20 protein-coding genes are annotated in these 22,861 nt (G+C 66.4%); 5 read left to right on the top strand and 15 right to left on the bottom strand.

What is annotated here, in order from left to right; genetic code table 11:
* Positions 1 to 57: 57 nt before the first annotated feature.
* Both LZ586_RS08805 and LZ586_RS08800 read right to left on the bottom strand, forming a co-directional pair.
* Positions 58 to 1,239 (bottom strand): acetyl-CoA C-acetyltransferase, encoded by a 1,182-nt coding sequence (locus LZ586_RS08805; RefSeq protein ID WP_235079609.1) that lies wholly within the window; start codon positions 1,237 to 1,239, stop codon positions 58 to 60.
* Positions 1,240 to 1,273: 34 nt separating this feature from the next.
* Complete coding sequence (locus tag LZ586_RS08800; protein ID WP_235079608.1) at positions 1,274 to 2,266, bottom strand: alpha/beta hydrolase; 993 nt, start codon at positions 2,264 to 2,266, stop codon at positions 1,274 to 1,276.
* 88 nt (positions 2,267 to 2,354) lie between these two features.
* Here LZ586_RS08800 and phaR point away from each other — a divergent pair, with 88 nt between their 5' ends.
* Positions 2,355 to 2,924, top strand: coding sequence for a polyhydroxyalkanoate synthesis repressor PhaR (gene phaR, locus LZ586_RS08795; protein ID WP_235079607.1), 570 nt, complete (start codon positions 2,355 to 2,357; stop codon positions 2,922 to 2,924).
* 4 nt (positions 2,925 to 2,928) lie between these two features.
* On the opposite strand, the gene LZ586_RS18135 is transcribed toward phaR, so the two are convergent.
* Positions 2,929 to 3,990: a methyl-accepting chemotaxis protein gene (locus LZ586_RS18135; RefSeq protein WP_413777321.1), complete on the bottom strand. Its 1,062-nt coding sequence runs from the start codon at positions 3,988 to 3,990 to the stop codon at positions 2,929 to 2,931.
* A gap of 136 nt (positions 3,991 to 4,126) precedes the next feature.
* On the opposite strand from LZ586_RS18135, the gene LZ586_RS08785 reads away from it, so the two are divergent.
* On the top strand, positions 4,127 to 4,279 hold the full coding sequence (locus LZ586_RS08785; protein ID WP_235079598.1) for a hypothetical protein: 153 nt from the start codon (positions 4,127 to 4,129) through the stop codon (positions 4,277 to 4,279).
* Positions 4,280 to 4,285: 6 nt separating this feature from the next.
* Here LZ586_RS08785 and LZ586_RS08780 read toward each other — a convergent pair whose 3' ends face one another.
* The 10 genes from LZ586_RS08780 to LZ586_RS08735 all read right to left on the bottom strand — a co-directional run bounded on the left by LZ586_RS08780 (position 4,286) and on the right by LZ586_RS08735 (position 16,664).
* Positions 4,286 to 5,431, bottom strand: coding sequence for an aspartyl protease family protein (locus LZ586_RS08780; protein WP_235079596.1), 1,146 nt, complete (start codon positions 5,429 to 5,431; stop codon positions 4,286 to 4,288).
* Between the two features lie 68 nt (positions 5,432 to 5,499).
* Entirely contained in the window at positions 5,500 to 7,065 is a 1,566-nt protein-coding gene (locus LZ586_RS08775; protein WP_235079595.1) for a CpaF family protein, read from the bottom strand.
* 101 nt (positions 7,066 to 7,166) lie between these two features.
* Positions 7,167 to 8,693: a hypothetical protein gene (locus tag LZ586_RS08770; protein ID WP_235079593.1), complete on the bottom strand. Its 1,527-nt coding sequence runs from the start codon at positions 8,691 to 8,693 to the stop codon at positions 7,167 to 7,169.
* A 53-nt stretch (positions 8,694 to 8,746) separates the two neighbouring features.
* Positions 8,747 to 8,998: an ATP synthase F1 subunit epsilon gene (locus tag LZ586_RS08765; RefSeq protein ID WP_235079766.1), complete on the bottom strand. Its 252-nt coding sequence runs from the start codon at positions 8,996 to 8,998 to the stop codon at positions 8,747 to 8,749.
* Between the two features lie 125 nt (positions 8,999 to 9,123).
* Positions 9,124 to 10,575 carry a F0F1 ATP synthase subunit beta gene (gene atpD / locus LZ586_RS08760; RefSeq protein ID WP_235079765.1) on the bottom strand — a complete coding sequence of 484 codons (1,452 nt, stop codon included), beginning with the start codon at positions 10,573 to 10,575 and terminating at the stop codon, positions 9,124 to 9,126.
* Positions 10,576 to 10,620: 45 nt separating this feature from the next.
* The gene (locus LZ586_RS08755) at positions 10,621 to 11,499 is read right to left on the bottom strand and encodes a F0F1 ATP synthase subunit gamma (protein WP_235079591.1); all 879 of its coding nucleotides are present in this window, start codon (positions 11,497 to 11,499) and stop codon (positions 10,621 to 10,623) included.
* A 100-nt stretch (positions 11,500 to 11,599) separates the two neighbouring features.
* The gene (gene atpA / locus LZ586_RS08750; RefSeq protein WP_235079589.1) at positions 11,600 to 13,129 is read right to left on the bottom strand and encodes a F0F1 ATP synthase subunit alpha; all 1,530 of its coding nucleotides are present in this window, start codon (positions 13,127 to 13,129) and stop codon (positions 11,600 to 11,602) included.
* 11 nt (positions 13,130 to 13,140) lie between these two features.
* Positions 13,141 to 13,695, bottom strand: a complete 555-nt coding sequence (locus LZ586_RS08745; RefSeq protein ID WP_235079588.1) for a F0F1 ATP synthase subunit delta — start codon at positions 13,693 to 13,695, stop codon at positions 13,141 to 13,143.
* Positions 13,696 to 13,878: 183 nt separating this feature from the next.
* Complete coding sequence (locus LZ586_RS08740) at positions 13,879 to 15,297, bottom strand: DEAD/DEAH box helicase (RefSeq protein WP_235079587.1); 1,419 nt, start codon at positions 15,295 to 15,297, stop codon at positions 13,879 to 13,881.
* A gap of 197 nt (positions 15,298 to 15,494) precedes the next feature.
* Positions 15,495 to 16,664: an alpha/beta fold hydrolase gene (locus tag LZ586_RS08735; RefSeq protein WP_235079585.1), complete on the bottom strand. Its 1,170-nt coding sequence runs from the start codon at positions 16,662 to 16,664 to the stop codon at positions 15,495 to 15,497.
* A 61-nt stretch (positions 16,665 to 16,725) separates the two neighbouring features.
* On the opposite strand from LZ586_RS08735, the gene pncB reads away from it, so the two are divergent.
* The 3 genes from pncB to ada are packed head-to-tail and all read left to right on the top strand — an operon-like array spanning position 16,726 to position 19,618.
* The gene (gene pncB, locus LZ586_RS08730) at positions 16,726 to 18,030 is read left to right on the top strand and encodes a nicotinate phosphoribosyltransferase (RefSeq protein WP_235079584.1); all 1,305 of its coding nucleotides are present in this window, start codon (positions 16,726 to 16,728) and stop codon (positions 18,028 to 18,030) included.
* A gap of 58 nt (positions 18,031 to 18,088) precedes the next feature.
* The gene (locus tag LZ586_RS08725) at positions 18,089 to 18,517 is read left to right on the top strand and encodes a PilZ domain-containing protein (RefSeq protein WP_235079583.1); all 429 of its coding nucleotides are present in this window, start codon (positions 18,089 to 18,091) and stop codon (positions 18,515 to 18,517) included.
* A 60-nt stretch (positions 18,518 to 18,577) separates the two neighbouring features.
* Positions 18,578 to 19,618 (top strand): bifunctional DNA-binding transcriptional regulator/O6-methylguanine-DNA methyltransferase Ada, encoded by a 1,041-nt coding sequence (ada, locus tag LZ586_RS08720; RefSeq protein ID WP_235079580.1) that lies wholly within the window; start codon positions 18,578 to 18,580, stop codon positions 19,616 to 19,618.
* Between the two features lie 115 nt (positions 19,619 to 19,733).
* Here ada and LZ586_RS08715 read toward each other — a convergent pair whose 3' ends face one another.
* Positions 19,734 to 21,269, bottom strand: a complete 1,536-nt coding sequence (locus LZ586_RS08715; RefSeq protein ID WP_235079578.1) for a S1C family serine protease — start codon at positions 21,267 to 21,269, stop codon at positions 19,734 to 19,736.
* A gap of 66 nt (positions 21,270 to 21,335) precedes the next feature.
* The gene (locus LZ586_RS08710; protein WP_235079576.1) at positions 21,336 to 22,859 is read right to left on the bottom strand and encodes a hypothetical protein; all 1,524 of its coding nucleotides are present in this window, start codon (positions 22,857 to 22,859) and stop codon (positions 21,336 to 21,338) included.
* Positions 22,860 to 22,861 lie beyond the last annotated feature (2 nt).

Raw genomic sequence — 22,861 nt, 5'->3', positions numbered from 1 at the left:
GTTGCCAAAGGGGCGGGGCGCGCGCAATATTAATTCAAGGTTCATATTGGTATTATCTTATCGCTCCACGCACATAGCGATGCCCATGCCGCCGCCGATGCACAGAGTCGCCAGCCCCTTCTTTGCATCACGCTTCTGCATCTCATGCAGCAGCGTCGTAAGAACCCGCGCGCCGCTGGCGCCGATCGGGTGGCCGATGGCGATGGCGCCGCCGTTGACGTTGACCTTGTCGGCGTCCCAGCCGAGCTCCTTGCCAACTGCAAGCGCCTGCGCGGCAAAGGCTTCGTTGGCTTCGATGAGGTCGAGGTCGGCGATCTGCCAGCCCGCCTTTTCCAAAGCGCGACGGCTGGCGGGAACCGGGCCGATGCCCATCACCGAAGGGTCGACTCCCACGCTTGCCCAGCTGGCGATGCGCGCGAGGATCGGAGCGCCGCGGCGCTCGGCCTCGTCGCGGCGCATCACCACCAGCGCCGCTGCGCCGTCATTGATGCCTGAAGCGTTGGCCGCGGTCACCGTGCCGTCCTTCTTGAAGGCGGGACGCAGGCCCGACACGCCCTCCACCGTGGCGCCGGCACGGATATACTCGTCCTGGTCCACCACCGTGTCGCCCTTGCGGCCCTTGATCGTCACCGGCGCGATCTCGTCGGCGAAGCGCCCGCTCGCGCGCGCCTTTTCCGCCAGGTTCTGCGAGCGCACGGCGAAGCTGTCCTGGTCCTCACGGGTGACCTGATACTGGTCGGCCAGGTTCTCGGCGGTGATGCCCATGTGATAGCCGTTGAACACGTCGGTCAGCCCGTCCTTGATCATCGTGTCGACCAGGCTGACGTCGCCCATCTTGGTGCCGGGCCGCAGCGATTGCGCGTGCGGGCTCATCGACATCGACTCCTGGCCGCCGGCGACGACGATCGTCGCGTCACCGGTCGCAATCGCCTGATAGGCCAGCGCCACTGCGCGCAGGCCCGAGCCGCAGACCTGCTGCACGCCCCAGGCCGGTACTTCCTTGGGGATACCGGCAGCCATGGCGGCCTGGCGCGCAGGGTTCTGGCCCTGTCCGGCAGTGAGGACCTGGCCCAGGATCACTTCCGAGACCTCCTCGCCCTTCACGCCCGATTGCGCCAGTGCGGCTTCGATCGCGGCGCGGCCCAGCTCGTGCGCCGGGGTCGTCGCGAAGGCGCCGAGGAAGCTGCCGACCGGCGTGCGCTTGGCGGCGGTGATGACGATGTCGGCGGGCGAGGTCATGGCGGGCTCCTGCGGTGTCTGTTCTGGTTGGGCGCTATCTAGTCGCGGGCAGGCGGGTTAGCCAGTCGGCCAATGGCTGCCACAGCGCGGCGCGGGCGCGGCTGCCGACCACCATTCCGACATGGCCGAGCGCGCTTTCACGGCGTTCGTCGGCAGGGGGTGCGCTTGCGCCGGGAACGATGCGGTCGGTAGTGGAGACGAACGCCAGGCTGGGGCAGTCGAGCGCAGCGGGGTCGACGGTGCGGCCCTGCACCTGCCAGCGGCCGGTGCCGGACAGGTCGGCGGAGAAGAAGTCGTCGAACAGCTGGCGCCCGGCGGCGTAAGGGAGCGGCGCGCCGCCGTTCGCCCAATCCTCCAGCGCGACGAAGGCGCGGGCGGCGGGACTGGCAGGATCCAGCCGGCCGAAACGTTCGAACTTGCTCACCGTGCGGGCGGGATCCAGCTGCCAAAAACCCGCCTGAAGCACTTCCATCGGCACCACGCCGAGCTGCTCGCAGGTGGCGTGGGCTTGCGACCACAGCTTCGCGATGGGCGCGGTCGCGTCGCCATATCCGCCGAAATGCCACGGCGCGGCGATGGTGGCGACGCCCGCCGTCCGTACCGCGCCTGCCGCGGCGATCGCCAGCGTGCCGCCCAGGCAATAGCCGACCAGCACCGGCGGCCGATCGAGGCTGCGCAGCATCGGCAGCAGCAGCGCCTCGACATGCGCAGTGACGTCCATGCCGCGATCGGCAGGCGTGGGGGTGCCCCAATCCACCAGCAGGGGACGTACTCCCTGGCGTGCGAGCCAGCGGAGCAGCGAATTGCCGCGTGAAAGGTCGAGGACGCGCGGTGGGTTGATCAGCGACGGCACGAAGACGACGGGCCGCCCGCTTCCGCCGTAATCGCGCAGTCGCGCCCGACCGGCGGCGGCGATCGCGGGCTTGGACGGGCGCGGTTGGGGACGCGCCGCCTCCTGATACCTGCGCAGGCCGGCAAGTGCCGCGGCACGGCGCTCGGGCGATGCTGCAGTTTCGTCGTGCAGCATCGCAAGAAACAAGGGGAGCGGACGCGGTCCGTGTTGCGGCGCGGAATGAAAATCTGATAGGTGTCCGTCAAACACGCGAGAGGGTCCCATGAAGAAGGCAGCACCTGGAAGCGGTCCGGTCATCATAAAGAAATACGCGAACCGGCGGCTCTACAATACCGAGACTTCTTCCTACATCACGCTGGAGCATCTGGCGGCGATGACGAAGGAAGGCCGAGACTTCAAGGTGGTCGATGCCAAGTCGGACGAGGACATCACCCACAACGTCCTCACCCAGATCATCATGGAAGAGGAATCCCGCGGGCAGACGATGCTGCCGGTCAGCTTCCTGCGCCAGCTGATCTCGCTGTACGGCGACTCGATGCAGGCGATGGTGCCGGGCTATCTGGAGGCGTCGATGGACAGCTTCCGCCACAACCAGGAGCAGTTCCGCACCGCGGTGGAAGGGGCGTTCGCAGGGTCGCCCTTCGCCGAATTGGCGAAGCGCAACATGGCGATGTTCGAGGCGGCGGCGAGCGCGTTCAAGCCGGCGGTGGCGACCACGGGCGCTGCCGCGCCGGTGGCGAGCGAAGCGCAGGCGGGAAGCGGGGACGACGTCGCGGCGTTGAAGGCGGAACTGGCGCGGCTTCAGGACAAGATCGAGAAGCTCGCCAGCTGAGTCGTCACGGCGCGTGGCGTCCCTTGAAGCCGCCGAGCGATGCGCGGATCTCTTCGGCGCTCAGCATCTTCTGCTCGATGACGCAGCGCAGGCCTAGCCCGTCGAACCCGTGATAGTCCGACGCGCTGGCAAAGGCGATCGTGGCGTCGGGCCGTGCTTCCGCGCCACGAACGGCTTTGGTGGGAAGCGGCAGCACCTCGCCGTAGCGCGATCCGCTGGAATCGGCGACGATGCGCGCTGCTTCGTCCACAATCGAGATATGCGTGCGTGCCCAATCCTTGTCGCCGAACAGAGTGCGGTCGGAGATGATCGCGGGGATGTGGCCCTGCCAGTCGAATTCGACATAGAACACGCCGGCCGGAACCCCAGATTGCCCGCGCGGCCGGATGCCGGTGACGAACACGAGGACGGCGCGGTGATCCGACCAGGGATTCTGCCATACCTCGTCGGTGAACCATTGTTCGCGCTGCGTGCTCGCCATGGCCTTCAGGAACTGCGACGCGGTGCTGAGGTTCGTCGTGCGGACGCGGGCGTTCGGATCCGACGTGAGCAGCACGCGCCCGTCGGCATCGGCGACGAAGGCATTGAGATAATAAGGCGAGGTGGCCGTGAAGAGGGCGAGGCGCGCCTGCGCCGCCGCCAGTTTCTCGGGGGTCGGATCGAGCGTCGCTTCGATGACCTCCGCGTCGGATGCCATGATGCGCAGGTCGATGCTGCGCCCGTACAGATGGCGCGTGACGTTCTGGATGAGTGCCTGGGCGAGCTCGACAAGGCGGGTGCCCTCGATCTCGTTCACCATCTCGTCGGCGATGCCGGCGCCGAGTGCCAGCCGCTCGCGCACTTCCGAGCGGAAATCGTGGCTGGCGGTCCGCGCCTGCTGGGCCAGTGCCTTTACCTCCTGAGCGACCACCGAAAAGCCGCGTCCGGCCTCGCCGGACCTCGCCGCCTCGATCGCCGCGTTCAGCGCAAGCAGGTTGGTTCGCGCGGCGATCTCCTCGCTCGTGCTGGCATAGGTGTCGACTTCATCGCGAAGGACCGACAGGAGGGAGCGGATTCGACGTGGCACGAAGAATATTGGTAAAGCGCAATGGTTAAGGGTTCGTTGGTGACCAACTTGAGTTATGGTCGTGCAGTAGCAGCCTCATCGCATCCAAGGACCTTTGCGCGTGCATCCTGAACTGTGGATAGGGGCAGGGGCGGCCGTGACGGTGGCGATCGCGAGCGGCATTGGCGAGCACCGCCGCCGCAATCGGAAGGACCTGGACCGCGTCGGCCTGGTGCCCTGGCCGCTCATCCAGCTTCTCGCGCTGCTGGCGGCCTTGATCCTGGTCAGCGTCGCCTTGAACCTGCGCTAGGGCGGCTCAGTAGAAGCGGCGCAGCGTCAGGCTGCGCCTGGTGCCGTCGCACAGCGTGAGCCGGACGGTCGTGCCCGGCGCGCCTGCGCCCCAGTTGATGGCGCCGCCCAGCCGAGTCAGGTCCGCCACGGCCACGCCGTTGACGTCGCAGATCGCCTCGCCGTCACGCCAACCGCCAGCGGCTGCGGGCGAATTGCGCATGACGTGGATCACGCGAAGCTGAGTCGGATCCTGGTGCATCAACAGCCCGCTGGTGGAGCGGATGACCGGCGCGTCGATCTGCTGCCCCGGACGCAGCACCATGCGGCCGGCCCCGGGGTCCATCAGCACGCGGAAGCGCATCAGCAACCCGCTGCCGATCCGGCCCGCGCTGCTGCTGATTGTCAGAAACCCGCCCGGATCCTCGATACGGATCTCCGACTCGGGCACCGCGAGCGTGCCGAGCGCCACCGGGGACACCACCGCCGTGTCGGCGATCGAAACGCCGCCCATGCCCCAGCCGAGGGTCGTGGTGAGCCGCGTGTTTCCGAGCCCGGCGGCGATCCAGTTCGCGCGGCTGATGGTGAGGCTGGAGCCGTCGCCCGTGTCGACCACCACCGGCCGCAGGCGATGCCCCGCGACGCTCACTTCCGAGCGGAACAGCCCGGTGCTGGCGCGCGACAGCGGCACAGTGGTGCCGGTGAACGGCATGCGCCCGCTCGGCAACAGGCGGAAGCGTCGCGCGTCGTAATCGATGTCGAGCGCGCAGCAGGACAGCACGTCGGCCCCGACGAACATGTCCGCCCCGAACGGAAACAGGCCCTCGGCTCCCGAGATGCCGATACGGCTGCCGGCGCGCGTGAGGCCGCCAAACGCGATGGTCCCACCGCGCGCCCAGCCGATCTCGACCGAGCCGCCGATCGCAGTCGCCTGTTCGCGGGCGCGCGCCTTGAGCCCGATCCGGTCGGCGAAGGCGGCGGTGACGAAGCTGTCGGTGACGCCGCTGTCCAGTATCGCGAAGGCGGGGCGGCCATTGACCTGGATCGCGAAGCGCAACTGATTGCCCGCGGTCAGCTCGAAGGGCACCCAGCGCGACTCGGCATCGTTCGCAAGCTGCGTACTCGCCTGCGGCTGGACGGCGATCATGGCGGGAAGCAGCAGCGTCGTGAACATGCCGCTATTTAGCGGCTGCAAGGCCCGGCCTTCAATCCTCCCCGGCCCCGAGAGGCCGGATCAGCGCGTCAGAGGCACGCCTCGAGCATCGCCTGGTCGAATCCGTACTGCTTGGCCTTTTCCAGAGTGTAGGGGCGCAGGCCCATCGACCGGTACTCGCCGATGATCTTCCCGTCGGCGCTCTCGTCGAGATATTCGAACTTGAACAGCTCCTGGGTGACGATCACCGGGCCTTCCATGCCGATCACTTCGGTGACGTTGGTCACGCGGCGCGAACCGTCGCGCAGGCGCTTCACCTGGATGATCAAGTCGACCGAGTCGGCGATCTGGCGCGAGATCGCTTCCTTGGGCACCTTGATGTCCGACATCATCACCATGTTCTCCATACGCGCCAGCGCTTCGCGCGGGGAGTTGGAGTGGAGCGTGCACATCGAGCCGTCGTGACCGGTGTTCATCGCCGAGAGCATGTCGAAGCACTCGGATCCACGAATTTCGCCCAGGATGATGCGATCCGGGCGCATACGCAGCGCGTTCTTGACCAAGTCGCGGATCGTGATCTCGCCCTGGCCCTCCAGGTTCGGCGGGCGGGTTTCGAGCGGCAGCCAGTGCGGCTGCTGCAGGCGGAGTTCGGCGGCGTCCTCGATGGTCAGCACGCGCTCGCCCGGGTCGATCATCTTCGACAGGGCGTTGAGCATCGTCGTCTTGCCCGAACCGGTACCGCCCGAGATGACGACGTTGAAGCGGCTGGCGCCGGCGATCTTCAGCATCGTCGCCATCTTGTCGGACATGGACCCGCCCTTGGCCATCATGTCGAGCGTGATCGGCTTGGCCGAGAATTTACGGATCGAGATCGCCGTGCCGCGCAGGCTGAGCGGCGGCACGATCACGTTGACGCGGCTGCCGTCCTTGAGGCGGGCGTCGGCAAGCGGTGTCGTCTGGTCGACGCGGCGGCCGACCGAGTTGCAGATTCGCTGGGCGATCTGGAACAGATGCTCCTCGTCGCGGAACTGGATGTTGGCGAGTTCGAGCTTGCCCTTGCGCTCGATGAAGGTCTGCTCCGGGCCATTGACCATGATGTCGGAGATGGCCGGATCGGCAAGCAGTTCCTCAAGCGGCCCGAGCCCGAGCAGTTCATCGACCAGCACCTTTTCCAGCGCGAACTGCTCGCGACGGTTGAGGGTCAGCTTGAGCTCGGCGAGCACTTCGCCGATGATCGGGCGGAATTCCTCCGCCAGTTCATCCTTGGACAGGGTCGCGGCCGCTTCGGGATCGACGCGCTCCAGCAGGCGCGGCAGCACCTGTTCCTTGATGCGGTGGATCGAGGCCTCGAAACCTTCCATTCGCGAATTGCCTGCGTCGCCCGATGCGGCCTGGCGGTCGGCAAGCCGCTGCATCGCATCGCTGCTCGCCAGGCTGGGGCCGGTCGGATCCTGTTGCGCGAACGGATCAGGGGAGGCGCTGGCGGCACCCGGGAGCGGGACGGCGTTCAAGGGGGGGAATTGATCACCCCCCAGTGCCGAGGGTTCCGGGCGCGACGACGCCGGGCCGGAGCCCTGCATCGGACGTGCGACTCCGAAAGCCGGACGCCCGCTTCCCGGGCCACTCATTCCACTGCGTCGACCAAAAGCGCTCATTGCAAACTCTATGACCCCGGGTTGCCGGTAGAGGTAGCGCGCAAGGATTTAGATTTGCCTAACCAAAGGCTTCCCGGCCGTTCGCCGAGGTCGACCGCTCGTCAGAGTTGCTTGACCGGAAGGTCTGTCCGACGCCAGACAAGCAAGATTTGTTGGTACTGAGCTGTCCTTCGGAAAGGCAAATGCGCGATGAGCCGGTACTCCTGACGCAAGGTCTTCGCGAGCAGCGCATCATTGGTGTGGTTGCGCATCGCCCAGTGGGAGTTTGCGACGGTCAAGATTGTGCCTGGGCGGCGTTGCAGCGCCTGACGCAGTGCCAAATGGGCAGGCACGGGCAGCGCGGGAGCTTCCGCCGAGGATCGTAGTTGATCGATGAACAGGTACGGCGTCACCAGGCAGGCGTGCGTCAGAACATAATAGGCTGCCGGAACCTCGTAGCCGAGCAGGCACTGTGTCGGTGCGTCGCTAGGAATGGCTGCGAGGGTGGTGTTTAGAACGTCGCGCCCCTGCGCTTCATCAATGCGGTCAAAGATCTGCGAGTCGACCAGTGGCCAAGCGGAAAGGGACAGGAATACCGCCAACCCGACCCGCGGCATCGCGAACAGGGGCGCGGACAAGATCGCTGCCGGAATCGTGAAAGGCAGCGTATAGTGCCGCCAGAAATTGCCCAGTACGAACGTGTCCGCAAATGCGCACATCGCCCAAGCGACCAAGAACGTGCGAGTCCCCGAAGGCTTGAGCCGAAGCGTGCCAAGTATGCCGACGACCGCCAACATCACCAAGCTTGGTGCAAGGCCGAGAAGCCGCTGCAGCGCATCTGGTGACAGTCCGCCTTCTTTCTGCAGTTGCGACACCATGTTGGCGAACCACCAGCTGTCGAAGTGACCGATCCACGCATAGCCGGCCGCCACCATCAAAGTGGGAGCCAGGCCGATCACCGCAAAAGCTGTGGCGCGCTGGAGAAGCAGGGCCACGGGCACGCGCCCCCACATGCGGACCATCAACCAGCAACCAAAGCACACCCCCTCAAAAACGGCATTCGTCTTGATCTGAATGGCGATCCCACAAAGCAGCATCGCGGCCATCGCACGCTTCATGTCCTGCCGGCCATCTAGCGCGTGGTTCGTCGGGAGGATCAGCCAGGCGGCCGTGACGATCAGCAGATTATAGAAGACCGGCGTCTGGGCAGCGTCGCCGCCGAGGACGGAGAGGAGCAGCAGATAGAAGATGCCGGCGCCGGCTGCAGCGGCAACGTTCGTGAAACGACATGCGATCAGCGCGATGACGAAGGCGGTTGAAGCGGCTGAAAGCGTCGCGGCAGTCTGTGCAACCAGAAAGCCGTCTGAATTGATCAGCCAAAATGATGCGAAAAGCGCAAAAAGGCCGAACGGCTTGCGATCCCAGATGTCGACGTAAGGAACCGAACCATGGAGCATGCGCTCGCCGACCAGCAGGTAGAACTGCTCATCTTCACCGAACAGAGAGTTCCCAAACTGCGGCAAGCGGATAAGAAACGCTGCTGCCAGTAGCAGCAGGGCAAGCTGCATGTTCTGAGAGGGCAGGCGCCAGGAGAAGCGCCGAAGCAGCGGCGGGCGCACTGGCGAGCCGACTACATTCTGAAAGGCCAAGCGATTTCTCCAAGCGAGGCATCACTTTTAGGCCATTCTTGGTTTAAGCGCCGTTAATCAGCTCTTTCGGCCAATACCGTCAGGCCGCGGTCGTTCACTTCGGCGAACCCGCCTTCGATCCGGATCGTCTCCGGAGCCGATCCGGCGCTGCGGTAAATCTCCAGCGCGCCGTCGCGCACCGTCGACATGAACGGGGCATGCCCCTCGAGAACGCCGAAGTCGCCTTCGGTGCCGGGAACGACGACCATGTGGACGTCCTCGGAGCGGACGAGGCGTTCGGGCGTGACGAGTTCGAAGTGCAGCATGTCCATACCTTACTCCCTCTCTCCGCTTGCGGGGAGAGGGTGGGGGAGAGGGGGAGAGCAATGCGCCTTGTTACAGGCCCCTCTCCCCGACCCTCTCCCCTGAAGGGGAGAGGGAGTAGTTCGGGTTACGCTTCGCCGGCCATCTTCTGGGCCTTGGCGACCGCCTGGTCGATGCCGCCGACCATGTAGAAGGCCGCTTCGGGAAGGTGGTCGTACTCGCCGTTCACCACTGCCTTGAACGACTTGATGGTGTCCTCGATCTGCACGAACGCGCCCGGGATGCCGGTGAACACTTCGGCGACGTGGAAGGGCTGGCTGAGGAAGCGCTGGATCTTGCGAGCACGGCTGACGGTGAGCTTATCCTCTTCCGAAAGCTCGTCCATGCCGAGGATCGCGATGATGTCCTGCAGCGACTTGTACTTCTGCAGGATCGCCTGGACGGCGCGTGCGGTCTCGTAATGCTCCTGGCCGACGATGCGCGGCTCAAGCACGCGGCTGGTCGAGTCCAGCGGATCCACGGCCGGGTAGATGCCCAGTTCGGAGATCGCGCGGTTGAGCACGGTGGTCGCGTCCAAGTGGGCGAACGAGGTTGCCGGCGCCGGATCGGTCAGATCGTCCGCGGGAACGTACACGGCCTGGACCGAGGTGATCGAACCCTTGTTGGTCGAGGTGATCCGCTCCTGCAGCGCGCCCATGTCGGTCGACAGAGTCGGCTGGTAGCCCACTGCCGACGGGATACGGCCGAGCAGTGCCGACACTTCTGCGCCCGCCTGGGTGAAGCGGAAGATGTTGTCGACGAAGAAGAGCACGTCCTGGCCCTCCTGGTCGCGGAAATACTCGGCGATCGTCAGGCCCGAGAGCGCGACGCGGGCGCGGGCGCCGGGCGGCTCGTTCATCTGGCCATATACCAGCGCGACCTTCGAACCCTCCGACTGCGGATTGCCGTCGGCATCCTTGGCGATAACGCCTGCGTCGAGGAACTCGTGGTAGAGATCGTTGCCCTCGCGGGTACGCTCGCCCACGCCTGCGAACACCGAGGTGCCGCCATGGCCCTTGGCGATGTTGTTGATCAGCTCCTGGATGAGCACGGTCTTGCCGACGCCGGCGCCGCCGAAGAGGCCGATCTTGCCGCCCTTTGCGTAAGGCGCGAGCAAGTCGATAACCTTGATGCCGGTGACCAGGATCGCGCTCTCGGTCGACTGGTCGACGAACAGCGGAGCCGGTGCGTGGATCGGCGCGGTCAGCTCGGCACCGACGGGGCCGCGCTCGTCGATCGGCTCGCCGATGACGTTGAGGATGCGACCGAGCGTCTTCGGGCCGACAGGCACGCGAATCTGCGAGCCGGTATCGGTGACGGTCTGGCCGCGGGTCAGGCCCTCGGTCGAATCCATCGCGATCGTGCGCACGGTGTTCTCACCCAGATGCTGGGCGACTTCGAGCACCAGGCGCGTGCCGTTATTGTCGGTCTCCAGCGCCGACAGGATCGCCGGCAGGTTCTCGGCGAAGTGCACGTCGACGACGGCGCCGATCACCTGGGCGATCTTGCCGACATTGTTGGTGGTACCCGGTCGGGTCATTTCAGCGGCGGTTGCCATCGTCTGCTTCCTTGCTTCTGATCGTTCTTAGAGCGCTTCGGCGCCCGAAATGATTTCCACCAGCTCGGTGGTGATCGCGGCCTGACGGGCGCGGTTGTACTGGATCGACAGCCGCTTGATCAGGTCGCCCGCGTTGCGCGTGGCATTGTCCATCGCGGTCATCTTCGAGCCTTGCTCCGACGCGGCGTTCTCACGGATCGCGCGGAACAGCTGGATCGCGATGTTGCGCGGCAGCAGGTCGTCGAGGATCGCTTCCTCGCTCGGCTCATATTCCACGACAGCAGCGCCGGCAGGCTCTGCCACCGCGGTCGGAATGGCGACCGGAATGATCTGCTGTTCGGTCGGATCCTGCGTCAGCACCGACTTGAAATGCGAATAGAACAAAGTCGCGACATCGAACTCGCCCGCGCGGTAGCGCGCGATGATGTCGTCGGCATAGGCGCGCGCTTCGGCGAAGCCCAGCTTGCCCAGATCGCCCGGCTCGATCGAGTGGACGATGTTCGCGCGGAACTGGCGAGCCAGGAGGGCGAAGCCCTTGCGGCCGATCGTGTAGATCTTGACCGTCTTGCCCTGCGCGGTGAGCTCCTGGGCACGGCGGCGGGCAAGGCGCGCGATGTTGCTGTTGAACGCGCCGGCCAGACCCTTGTCCGACGTGGCGACGATCAGCAGGTGCACCTGATCCTTGCCGGTGCCGGCGAGCAGCGGCGAGCTGCCGGGGCCGCCCGCGACCTTGGCGGCAAGGCTCGCCACCACGGACTCGAGCCGCTCCGCATAGGGGCGGCCGGCCTCCGCCGCTTCCTGCGCACGGCGCAGCTTGGCGGCGGCGACCATCTTCATCGCCTTGGTGATCTTCTGGGTCGACTTGACCGAGTTGATCCGGACCTTGAGTGCCTTGAGGCTAGCCATTCCATTCCCTTATCCGTCACCCCGGCCTTGAGCCGAGGTCCCGCTACCTTGATCCCGCCAAGAAGCGGGACCCCGGGTCAAGCCCGGGGTGACGAGGTAGTTACGCGAAGGTCTTGCCGAACGCGGTGAGCGCGTCCTTGAGCTTGTCGCGCACGTCGTCCTTCAGATCCTTGCTGTCGCGGATCGCGCCGAGGATGTCGCCATGGCTGGTCCGCATCTCGGTCAGCATCGCCTGCTCGTAGCGGGTGACGTCCTGCACCGACACGGCATCGATGAAGCCCTGCGTACCCGCGAAGATCGACACGGTCTGCTCTTCGAACGGCAGCGGCGAGAATTGCGGCTGCTTGAGCAGCTCGGTCAGGCGCGCGCCGCGGTTGAGCAGCTTCTGCGTCGAGGCGTCGAGGTCCGAACCGAACTGCGCGAACGCCGCCATCTCGCGATACTGGGCGAGCTCGAGCTTGATCGAGCCCGACACCTTCTTCATCGCCTTGGTCTGCGCGGCCGAGCCGACGCGGCTGACCGACAGCCCGACGTTGATCGCCGGGCGGATGCCCGCGAAGAACAGGTCGGTCTCGAGGAAGATCTGGCCGTCGGTGATCGAGATCACGTTGGTCGGGATGTAGGCCGACACGTCGCCGGCCTGGGTCTCGATGATCGGCAGTGCGGTCAGCGAGCCGCCGCCATTGGCGTCCGACATCTTGGCCGCACGCTCGAGCAGGCGGCTGTGGAGGTAGAACACGTCGCCCGGATAGGCTTCGCGGCCCGGCGGGCGGCGCAGCAGCAGCGACATCTGGCGATAGGCGACCGCCTGCTTGGACAGATCGTCGAACACGATCAGCGCGTGCATGCCGTTGTCGCGGAAATACTCGCCCATCGCGGTGCCGGTATAGGGCGCCAGGAACTGCAGCGGTGCGGGCTCGGACGCGGTCGCGGCGACCACGATCGAATATTCCATCGCACCCTGCTCTTCGAGCGTCTTGACGAGCTGCGCGACGGTGGAGCGCTTCTGGCCCACGGCGACATAGACGCAATAAAGCTTCTTGCCCTCGTCGGTGCCGGCGTTGACCGTCTTCTGGTTGATGAACGTATCGATCGCGACGGCCGACTTGCCGGTCTGGCGGTCGCCGATGATCAGCTCGCGCTGGCCGCGGCCGACGGGAACGAGCGCGTCGATCGCCTTGAGGCCCGACTGCATCGGCTCGCTGACCGACTGGCGCGGGATGATGCCCGGGGCCTTCACTTCGACGCGGCTGCGTTTCTCGGCGACGATCGGGCCCTTGCCGTCGATCGGATTGCCCAGCCCGTCCACGACGCGGCCGAGCAGGCCCTTGCCGACCGGAACGTCGACGATCGTGCCGGTGCGCTTGACGACGTCGCCTTCCTTGATCTCGGCGTCCGAGCCGAAGATCACGACGCCGACATTGTCGGCCTCGAGGTTGAGCGCCATGCCCTGCACGCCATTGGCGAACTCGACCATCTCGCCGGCCTGGACATTGTCGAGGCCATAGATGCGGGCGATGCCGTCACCGACGCTGAGCACTTGGCCGGTTTCGGAGATCTGGGCCTCGGTGCCGAAGCTGGAGATCTGGTCCTTGATGACCTTCGAGATTTCTGCGGCGCGGATATCCATGAGTCTAGCTTTCAGCCTTTCATCGCGTGCGCGAGGGAGTTCAGTCGGGTCTTGATCGACGAATCGATCATCTGGCTGCCGATCTTCACGACCAGGCCGCCAAGGAGCGAGGGGTCGACCGAAAGGTCGACATTGACGTCACGGCCAAGCCGGGTGCGCAGCTGTGCTTTCAGCGCGTCTACCTGACCGGCATCGAGCGGGTGGGCCGAGACGACTTCGGCCGTCGTCTCGCCACGGTGGCTCGCGGCAAGCTGGCGGAACGCGCGGATCATCGCCGGCAGATCCTTGAGGCGCCGGTTCTGTGCCAGCACGCCCAGGAAATTGCTGGTCGTCGGATCGATCTGCAGCGCAGCCGCCGTCGCCGCGACGGCGCGGGTGGCTTCGGCGCGAGTCACGACCGGGCTGTTCACCAGCAGGCGGAACGTGCCGGATTCCGTCAGTGCCTGACGCACCGCGTCGAGGCTCGCCTCGACCTGGGGCAGGGTGTTCGCATCGCGTGCGATCTCAAACAGGGCGGTCGCATAGCGTCCGCTTAGGCTGGCCTGGATACCGCCGGAATTCTCCACGCGATTCGGTTCCTCTTGGAGGTTCGGGTTGTCGTCCCATGCACAAAAAGCGGGGGCGCCGAAAGCGTCCCCGATGGGTCGCCGCGCGGTTAGCATCGGTGTCACAGGGATGCAACCTGAGTCACGGTTGATTAAGGTTGGAACGGGCTCCTCCCCCGCAAAAGCAGGGGAGGATCCCGGCGATCAGCGCGCGCGGCCGCCCTGGCTGCGGTTGCCGCCATTGGCGGGCTTGGCGCTGAACTTGCTCTTGGGGCGCGCATAGTTGCGCGGACGGTCGCCGCCTGCGGCCTCGCCCTGCGGCGCGTCGAAGCGGCGGGGACGTGCCTCGCCGCTTCCACCCTGCGGCCGGCCACGCTGCGGCTGGCCGGGACGGCCGCCACCGCGCTGCATCTCGCGGCCACGCTGACCGGCCTGCTGATCACGGCTCGGCGCGATGTTGATCCGCGAGCTGCTGATCTTCGCCGCTTCGGACAGGAAGTTCTCCGGCAGCGGCATTACCGTCAGCTTCTGACGCGTCAGCCGCTCGATGTCGCGCAGGTACGGACGCTCGTCCTCGGCGCAATAGCTGATCGCCAGGCCCGTCGCGCCGGCGCGCGCGGTGCGGCCGATGCGGTGGACATATTGCTCGGGCACGTTGGGCAGCTCGAAATTGAACACATGGCTGACGCCCGACACGTCGATGCCGCGAGCGGCAATGTCGGTCGCGACCAGGATCTTGACCTTGCCGCTGCGGAACTCGCCCAGTGCGCGTTCACGCTGCGGCTGGCTCTTGTTGCCGTGGATCGCGTTCGAAGCGATGCCGTTGCCTGCCAGCAGGCGGACGACGCGGTCGGCGCCGTGCTTCGTGCGAGTGAAAACCAGCGCGCGATCGATGCTCTCGTCACGCAGCGCCATGGTGAGCAGCGCCTGCTTCTCGCCCTGCGTGACATGAGTCACCTGCTGTTCGACGCGCTCGGCGGTGGTGGCGACCGGAGTCACCTTCACTTCGACCGGATCCTTGATGAACTGGCCGGCGAGCTCGCGAATCGTCTTGGGCATGGTGGCCGAGAAGAACAACGTCTGGCGCTTTGCCGGCAGCTCGCGAACGATGCGCTTGAGTGCGTGGATGAAGCCAAGATCCATCATCTGGTCGGCTTCGTCGAGCACCAGGATCTCGATGCCGAGCAGAATCGCGTAATGCTGGTCGATCAGGTCGACCAGGCGGCCCGGGGTCGCCACGACGATGTCGACACCGCGCGCCAGGTCCGTCTTGTTCTTGTGCACCGACGTGCCGCCGAACAGCGTGCACACCGACAGCTTGGTGCCCTTTGAATACAGGCGCGCCTGGTCGGCGATCTGGCTGGCCAGCTCGCGCGTCGGGGCGAGCACCAGCATGCGGCAACCGCGCGGCTGGGGACGCTTGCCGCTGGCGATCAGCCGGTCGATCGACGGCAGCATGAACGCCGCGGTCTTGCCGGTGCCGGTCTGGGCGATGCCGAGCAGATCGCGCCCTTCGAGCAGCGACGGGATCGACTGTGCCTGGATCGGCGTCGCTTCGGTATAGCCCTTGGTGGCGAGCGCAGCGAGAACGGTCTCGGAAAGACCAAGTTGATTGAATTGCATTGAGGAACCTTGCGAAAAACGGCCCGCGGGCCCGGACGGAGTCCAGGCGCGGAGGCGGGGTCAAAAATGACGACCCGCGTGACTAGGGAAGCCGCTACATCAACCGAGGCAGAGCCGGGGCGGAGCCATGGGCTCTCGTCCGATCACGCTGCTAAATGCCTCGATGGTCGGTCATATGGTAGAAATGCTGTCCTAAGTCAAGGCTGTGGCGTTGCCGCCGTAGCCGCGCCGCCTTGCGCCGCCATGGTCGCCGGCTGCACCGAAGCGGCGAACTCGCCGATCAGCCGGTTGTAGACATCGGCGCGCTCTAGAAATCCCATATGATTGACGCCTTCGATGCGCTCATAGCGTGCCGTTCTGGCCTCGCCTGCGATCCGCTGCCCGGCCTCTTCCTTGGTGATGATGTCTACGCCCCCGCCGACCACGAGCAGCGGCACGTCCAGGTCGCGAAACGGCATCCCCGAATCCCAGCGGAACATCGCCAGATCGCCGCGCGACTGCACCGCCGGCGAGTTGCGCGTCATCAGCAGCGCCGTGTGCGAAAGCTGGCTGCGCGTCACGTAGCGGCCGAAGCCGAGCCGGCAGGCGATGTGAGTCGAGCCGCTCAGATAGCTTTGCCACTGGCTGAGCCATGCCAGCGGAGACAGCAGGATGCTCAGCCGCATCATCGGCTCCAGCACCGGCCAGCGCAGCGCCTGCAACAGCCGCGGCATGATCATCGTCTTGAGGGGGTTGGTATAGGTCGTGTTGAGCAGCACCACGCCGGCAACTTCCCTGCCGAACAATTCGGGATGGCCGCGCGCCAGCGTCTGGATCGTCATCCCGCCGATGCTGTGGCCGACCAGCACCGCCGGCCGGCCGGTTTCGGCAAGCAGCGTCCGCAGATGCTCGGCGAACTCGGGCAAGCCCAGCTTCGCATGCGCGCGCCGCGACTTGCCGAGTCCCGGCAAGTCCCACAGGATCAGCTTGAAACGGCTGCCCAGATCGCGCTTCGCATAGCCCCAGACCGTGCTGTCCAACCCCCAGCCATGGGTGAACAGGATGGGCGGCGCGTCCTGTACCCCATGCGTCTCGACATAAAGCGAGGCGCCGTCCTCGACTCTGCTGCCATTGCCACGTGCGACCGGAAGCGGGTCGTCGTCCCGCTTGGCGAGCAGGGGGACCAGCACGAACCTGCCGAGAACCGACCAGGCGAGCAGGCCGGCGCCTATCCACAGCTTGGTGTCGTCACGAACATGGCGAAGCACGCCATCGACGTCGTGGGCCCATTCGCCCTCCAGCCCCTGCCACAGCAGGATCCCTCCCGCCGCGAGGACCGCGAGAGAGAGCAGTGCCAGGGCGATCCTGGCAAGTGCGGTGATACCCAAGACGCCTCTCCTGCTGCGGCTGCAGGGTGAACCCTTCGCGGAGTTGGCCGTTCCGCTGGCGATGGCCGTTACCGATATCGCAACCCGCACCTACAACCATAATTGGCGGCTGGACCCGATCGTCCGCAGCCTGCTCGACACCGATTTCTACAAGCTGTTGATGTTGCAGATGATCCGGCACCTCTATCCCGATGTGCAGGTCACCTTCCAGTTGATCAACCGCACCAGCACGGTGCGCCTGGCCGACGATATCGACGAAGCCGAGCTGCGCGCGCAGCTGGACCACGCCCGCACCGTCCGCTTCGTCAAGAAGGAGCTGATCTGGCTCGCCGGCAACAGCTTCTATGGCCAGCAGCGCATGTTCGCGCCCGACTTCATCGACTGGCTGAGCCGCTTCCAGTTGCCGGAATACGACCTGCGCGCAGTCGACGGTCAATATGAGCTGCACTTCGAAGGGCCCTGGACTCACACGAGCATGTGGGAAATCCCTGCGCTGACGATCGTCAACGAGCTGCGCGCCCGCGCGGCGATGCGCAACCGCGGGCGCTTCGCGCTCGACGTGCTCTATGCCCGCGCCAAGGCCAAGCTGTGGGAAAAGGTCGAGCGGCTTCAGCAACTCCCCGATCTCGTCCTCTCCGATTTCGGCACGCGGCGGCGGCACGGTTTCCTGTGGCAGCGCTGGTGCGTCGAGGCGCTGAAGGAGGGGCTGGGAAGCCGCTTCATCGGCACGTCCAACGTCCTGCTGGCGATGGACAACGATTTGGAGGCGATCGGCACCAATGCACATGAATTGCCGATGGTGCTCGGTGCCCTGGCGCCGGACGACGCAGCCCTCAAGCGCGTCCCCTATCAGGTGCTCGAACAGTGGCAGCGCCATTATGGCGGCAACCTGCTGATCGTGCTTCCCGATGCCTTCGGCACCGCTGCCTTCCTCCGCGCCGCGCCGGACTGGGTGGCGGACTGGACCGGCTTCCGCCCCGACAGCGCGCCGCCGATCGAAGGCGGCGAGGCGATCCTCGACTGGTGGCGCGCGCATGGCCGCGATCCGCGGCAGAAGCTGCTGATCTTTTCCGACGGCATGGACGTCGAGTCGATCGAAGCGGCCTACCGCCACTTTCATGGCCGGGTGCGGATGAGCTTTGGCTGGGGCACCAACCTGACCAACGATTTCCGGGACTGCGACCCGGAGGATGCCGCGGGCCTCAAGCCCATTTCGCTTGTCGCCAAGGTGGTCGAGGCGAACGGCCGCCCCGCGGTCAAGCTGTCCGACAATCCCGCCAAGGCGACGGGAAGACCCGAGGAGATCGAGCGCTACCTTCGCCTGTTCGGCGGCGATGGCCGCACCGTGCGCACAGTTTTCGTGTAGATTTTACGCCACCTTAACTCGCGCCAGCCAATGCCCGGCTCCTTGTCGGGAGTTGCGTGTGCTGGTCGCGAGGCTGGAAGTATTGGGTGAGATCGACCAGCGGGGCGCGGTGCGATTCTATGTCGCGGGCGAAACGCGGTTGCGCGGTGGCGACGGCAAGCCGGTCGATGTCGCGATGGAGAACCTGTCGCGTACGGGGTTCCTGTTCCTGTCGGAGCTCGAATATCCGATCGGCACGTTGGTGACGATCGGCCTGTCCGGCGCGGGCCTGCGCGAGGCGCGCATCGTCTGGCGCGACGGCGAACGTCATGGCTGCGAGTTCCTGGTGCCATTGCCCGAATCGCAGATGGACCTGGCGTATCGCGGCCAGGCTTCGGTGCTGGCCGAGCTGCAAGAGGCGTTGACGCGGCGCTGGCCGACGATCGAAGCCGCGCCTGACGGCGACGATCCGCTGCCGGATAACGTGACTCGCTTTCCCCCGCGCTGATCACGGTTTGACCGCAAGCTGCGGGATGCGGCATCGCCGCGGCGGGCGTATAAAGCGGGCATGACACAGCAGCCACTCTTGTCGGACGATGCGGCCTGGGCCGCTTTCGAGGCGCGCGACCGTGCCTATGAGGACCGGTTCGTGGTCGCGGTCACCACCACCGGCATTTATTGCAAGCCGACCTGCCCGGCGCGGCGCCCGAAGCGCGCGCATGTCCGCTTCCTGCCCGATGTCGCGGCAGCGCAAGCCAGCGGATTTCGGGCGTGCCTGCGCTGCAAGCCCGACGACGTCGCGCGTGAGCGCGTCGCGGTAGCCAAGGCGGTGTCGCTTCTTGATGCCGCCGAGGAGCCGGTGACGCTCGATCTGCTGGCCGAGGCGGTCGGCTACGCGCCGCATCATTTCCAGCGGCTATTCAAGCGCGCGACCGGCGTGAGCCCCGCCGCCTATGCACGCGGGCTTCGTGCCCGCCGGGCGGCTGCCGCGTTGAACGCGCAAGGCAGCGTCACCGATGCGATCTACGCCGCGGGTTATTCGGCGCCCAGCCGATTCTATGAAACCGCCCCCGCGCGGCTCGGCATGACGCCTAGCGCGTGGCGGCGGGGTGGCGCCGGGGTGACCATCCACTGGACGGTGGCATCCACCAGTCTGGGCGCACTGTTGATCGCCGCGACCGAGAAGGGCCTGTGCCGAGTGGCTTTCGGGGAAGACGAAGCGGCGCTTTCCCGCCGCTTCCCGGCAGCCGAGATCGTCCCTGGCGGGGAGGCATTGAAGGCGCTCGCCGCGCAGGTGGTGGCGGAGGTCGAGACGCCGGGCCGGGATCTCGGCCTGCCGCTCGATGTGCAGGGCACGGCGTTCCAGGAGGCGGTGTGGCAGGCGCTGCGCGCGATCCCGCCGGGCCAAACCCGCAGCTACTCTCAACTCGCGGCCGAGGCCGGTCGTCCCGGCGCGGTACGTGCGGCAGGCACCGCCTGCGGCGCCAATCATGTGGCGGTGCTGATCCCCTGCCATCGCGCGCAGCGCGGCGACGGCAGCATGGGCGGCTATGCCTATGGCATCGATCGCAAGCGGATCCTGCGCGGGCGCGAAGGCGTGAAGGACTAGGGTGCCGGGACGCGAGCTACTTCGAAGAACGAGACCGGAGCCCCTCGCGCCTCGGCAGGCAATGCTTCACCCGAGCATTGTTTCGGTACGATGACAAACCACCCGCCAGTCCGCCTCACTCCACCGCAGATGCGCCCGGCGCGGCACGGCAGCCATAGACCAGCTTCTCGTTATAGACCGGCGGCAGCGCACCGCGGATCGCCTGTTGCTGGGTCGCCAGATTGGCCCGCGCGGTCTGGTCGGACGAACAGGATTTGAGCGGCACCGCCGCGCGAAGCTGCCGCGCCCGCGTCATCTGCGCCGCCGACAGCAGGTAGCGCGTATTGGTATAGGTCCGCGTCGCCGGATCATAGTCGAGGACCGACACCGACTGTTCCTGCCCGGGTACAAGGATCCGCTGCCAGCGCTGGCCCGCTTCGGCGTATTGCGTGCGCCCGTTGATGCAGCCGTCGCGGCCGATGTCGAGCGTAACGCTTTGCGTCGCGGTGACCGTCACGCGGCTTCTCTCCGGCACCAGCGTGCAGATCATCTTGCCCCGGCTGGCATCGGGCGATGGCAGTGCCGCCGACCCGGTCGCCTTCGGCAGCGCCATGACCTGCGCCGGATCGAAGTTGGGCCGGCTCAGGAACAAGGCGATCGCGCCCAGCATCAGCACGCCGCCGCCGATCGCGACCCACACCGCTTCGCGCCGCCGGTCGCGCGAGAGCAGCAGCCCGGCGCCGCCCAGTGCCAGTGCCCCCAGCACCAGCAGCACTGCGGCGCCCGCCATGAAGTTCTCGCGGGTCGCCTCGTTGCGGGCGCGTGCCTTCTCCAGTGCCTGCTGGCGCTCGGTCTCGGCCTTGGCGGCAGCCGCGCGCGCTTCCTGTTCGGTCAGCAGCCGCGCCTGGTCGTCGGCGTTGCGGTCGCGCGCCATCTGCTCCTCGACGGTCGTGCAGGGAATGCCCACCGTCGCCACCGGCTGCTTCGCCTCGCGCAGGAAAGCGGCAAGCTCGCTCTGCGCGATCGCGAAGGCGAAGGTCGCGTCGCCCTCGTCGGCGCGGGTGATCGCGGAGTTCACGCCGATCACTCGGCCGCAGCGGTCGAGCAGCGGCCCGCCCGAATTGCCCCGGGCGATGTTGGCGGTGTGCAGCAGTACGTTGGTGCCCTCCAGCGTCCGCGCGCCGGCAAAGCCACCCTGCGAGCGCACCGGCGATTGCGGCGTGATGAAGTCCGCCGCCGAGCGCGCCGTCGCCAGATCGACATTGCCGGGATAGCCTAGCGCGATCAGCGTCTCGCCATCGGTGGGCGCGCCGGTGAACAGCGTGAGCGGCGCCAGGCGCACGCCGGAGAACTCGATCAGCGCCAGGTCGCGTGCGGGATCGATCGCGATCAGCTTGCCCTGGTACGACTTGTCGCCTTCCGACGGGACCACCCCGATCACGACATTGTCGGGATAGCGCGATGCGAGCTCGACGACATGGGCGTTGGTGACGATGCGATTGGGCGCGACGGCGAAGCCGCTGCCATGGCCGAAGCCGACCACTTCATCATCGACCACGGCGATGGTGACGATCCGCACCACGCCGCGTCCCGAGGCGGAAATATCGTCCGCGCGCGCCGGCGCGCTCCACACCAGCATCACCGCAATCAGCGCCAGCAACCGCCGAACCATCGTATCCCGACCCTTTCGTTGCGGCGCAGCTTTCGGGGAAAATGGCCCGGGGTTCAAGCGGACTGGTTATGCTTCGGGCTCTTCCTTTTCGTCCTCGGGCGCGTCGAGCTTGCGGAGCACTGCGTCGATGTCGCCGCTGTCGATCAACTTGATCAGGCTGCTCGCGACCAGCGCCAGCCCCTTGCCGTGCGGCTGATAAGCGAGCGGAGCCAGCGTGGCGCGCGCGCCATCCTTGTCGCGGTCGCGCAGCAGCACGGTGGCGACGTTGAAGCGCAGCTGGTCGTCCTGCGGCGCCAGCATGAAAGCTTTGTACAACCCCTGCTTCGCATTGTCGCTCGGCGGGGTGTCGGCCTCCACGAAGCTGCGGTAATATAGCGTGAGCGGCTCGGGGTCCTCCGGATCGATGCGGTTGCCCGCCGCGATGATCTTGCGGATCGCGCTCCAGGTCGCGGGTGTCTTGTCGTTCGCCTTGTGCGCCATCCCCATCCGCGCCATCGCCCTGTAGACATAGCCGTCCACTGCCTTGGGGTTCGCCTTCAGCGCGCGCTCGGCGGCGGCCTCGGCCGCGGCATAGTCGCGCGCGTCATAGGCGGTCTCGGCCAGCACAAGCTGCGCGCCGGGATCATCCGGGTAGGGCGCCGCCGCCCGCTTGGCACGCTCGTACACGCCCGGCGCGGTCTTCCTGTTCACGCCGACCTTGGACCGGATCCGGATGTCCATCGTCGCGGCTTCGCCGGGCGTCAGCTTGCGCACCTCGATGGGGCCCGTCTTGATCACCGATCCCGCCAGCTTGAAGACCTTGAACGTGCCGCCCTTGTACTTCTCCAGCTCGCGGTCGAGCTTGCGCAGGTCGCCGAACGCCTTGGCCGCCTCCAGCGTCGGCTTCCCGGCATTCAGATCCTTCAGATACCCGTCGAGCTGCCCCTTACGCTGCCCCGACAGCAGCAGATAATGCGACAGGAGCCAGCCCCGGCCATATAGCCCGTCGCGCTGCTGGTCGTTGAGCTTCAGTGTGTCCGCGACCAGCAGCTTTTCGATCGGGAGCGCATTGCCGCTCATCAGCCCAGCCGCGCGATATTGCGGTGGCCGGCCCAGATCGACTGCGCCGTCGTCGTAGAACTTCACCGTCGCCAGCGTCTCGGCATAACCTTCGATGTACCAGGCGGGGTAGACCGCGTTGGGGGAGAAGGTCCACATCAGGTGATGCGCATATTCGTGCAGCAGGATCGCCTGCGCGCTCAGATCGGTTTCCCCCGCGCCGGCGTTGCGCGGCACCACCGCCAGCGATCCGCCGGCGCGCGGGTGATAGAATCCGGCGGCGTTGCGGAAGGCGAGCTTCTCGACATCGCCGGTATCGTCGACGACATACACCGTGACTCGGTTCGCCTTGCCGATCGGCTCGTCCTTCAGGTTGCGCAGCCAGCGCATCGCTGAGTCGAACCGCTCCAGCCTGGCCGCGAACTGCTGCAGCTTCGCTGGAGACTGCTCCGAATATACCACGAAGTGGTCGGTGCTGGCTTCATACCAGTCGGCCGCCCGGGCGCTCACAGGCGCAAGCAGTGCCGCCAGCAACAGCGAAATGCGTTTCATCC

It is taken from the genome of Sphingomonas sp. S2-65, assembly GCF_021513175.1.
Classification (GTDB): Bacteria; Pseudomonadota; Alphaproteobacteria; order Sphingomonadales; family Sphingomonadaceae; genus Sphingomonas.
The sequence above is the reverse complement of the archived record's forward strand: the minus strand, read 5'-3'. Positions and strand labels throughout refer to the sequence as shown.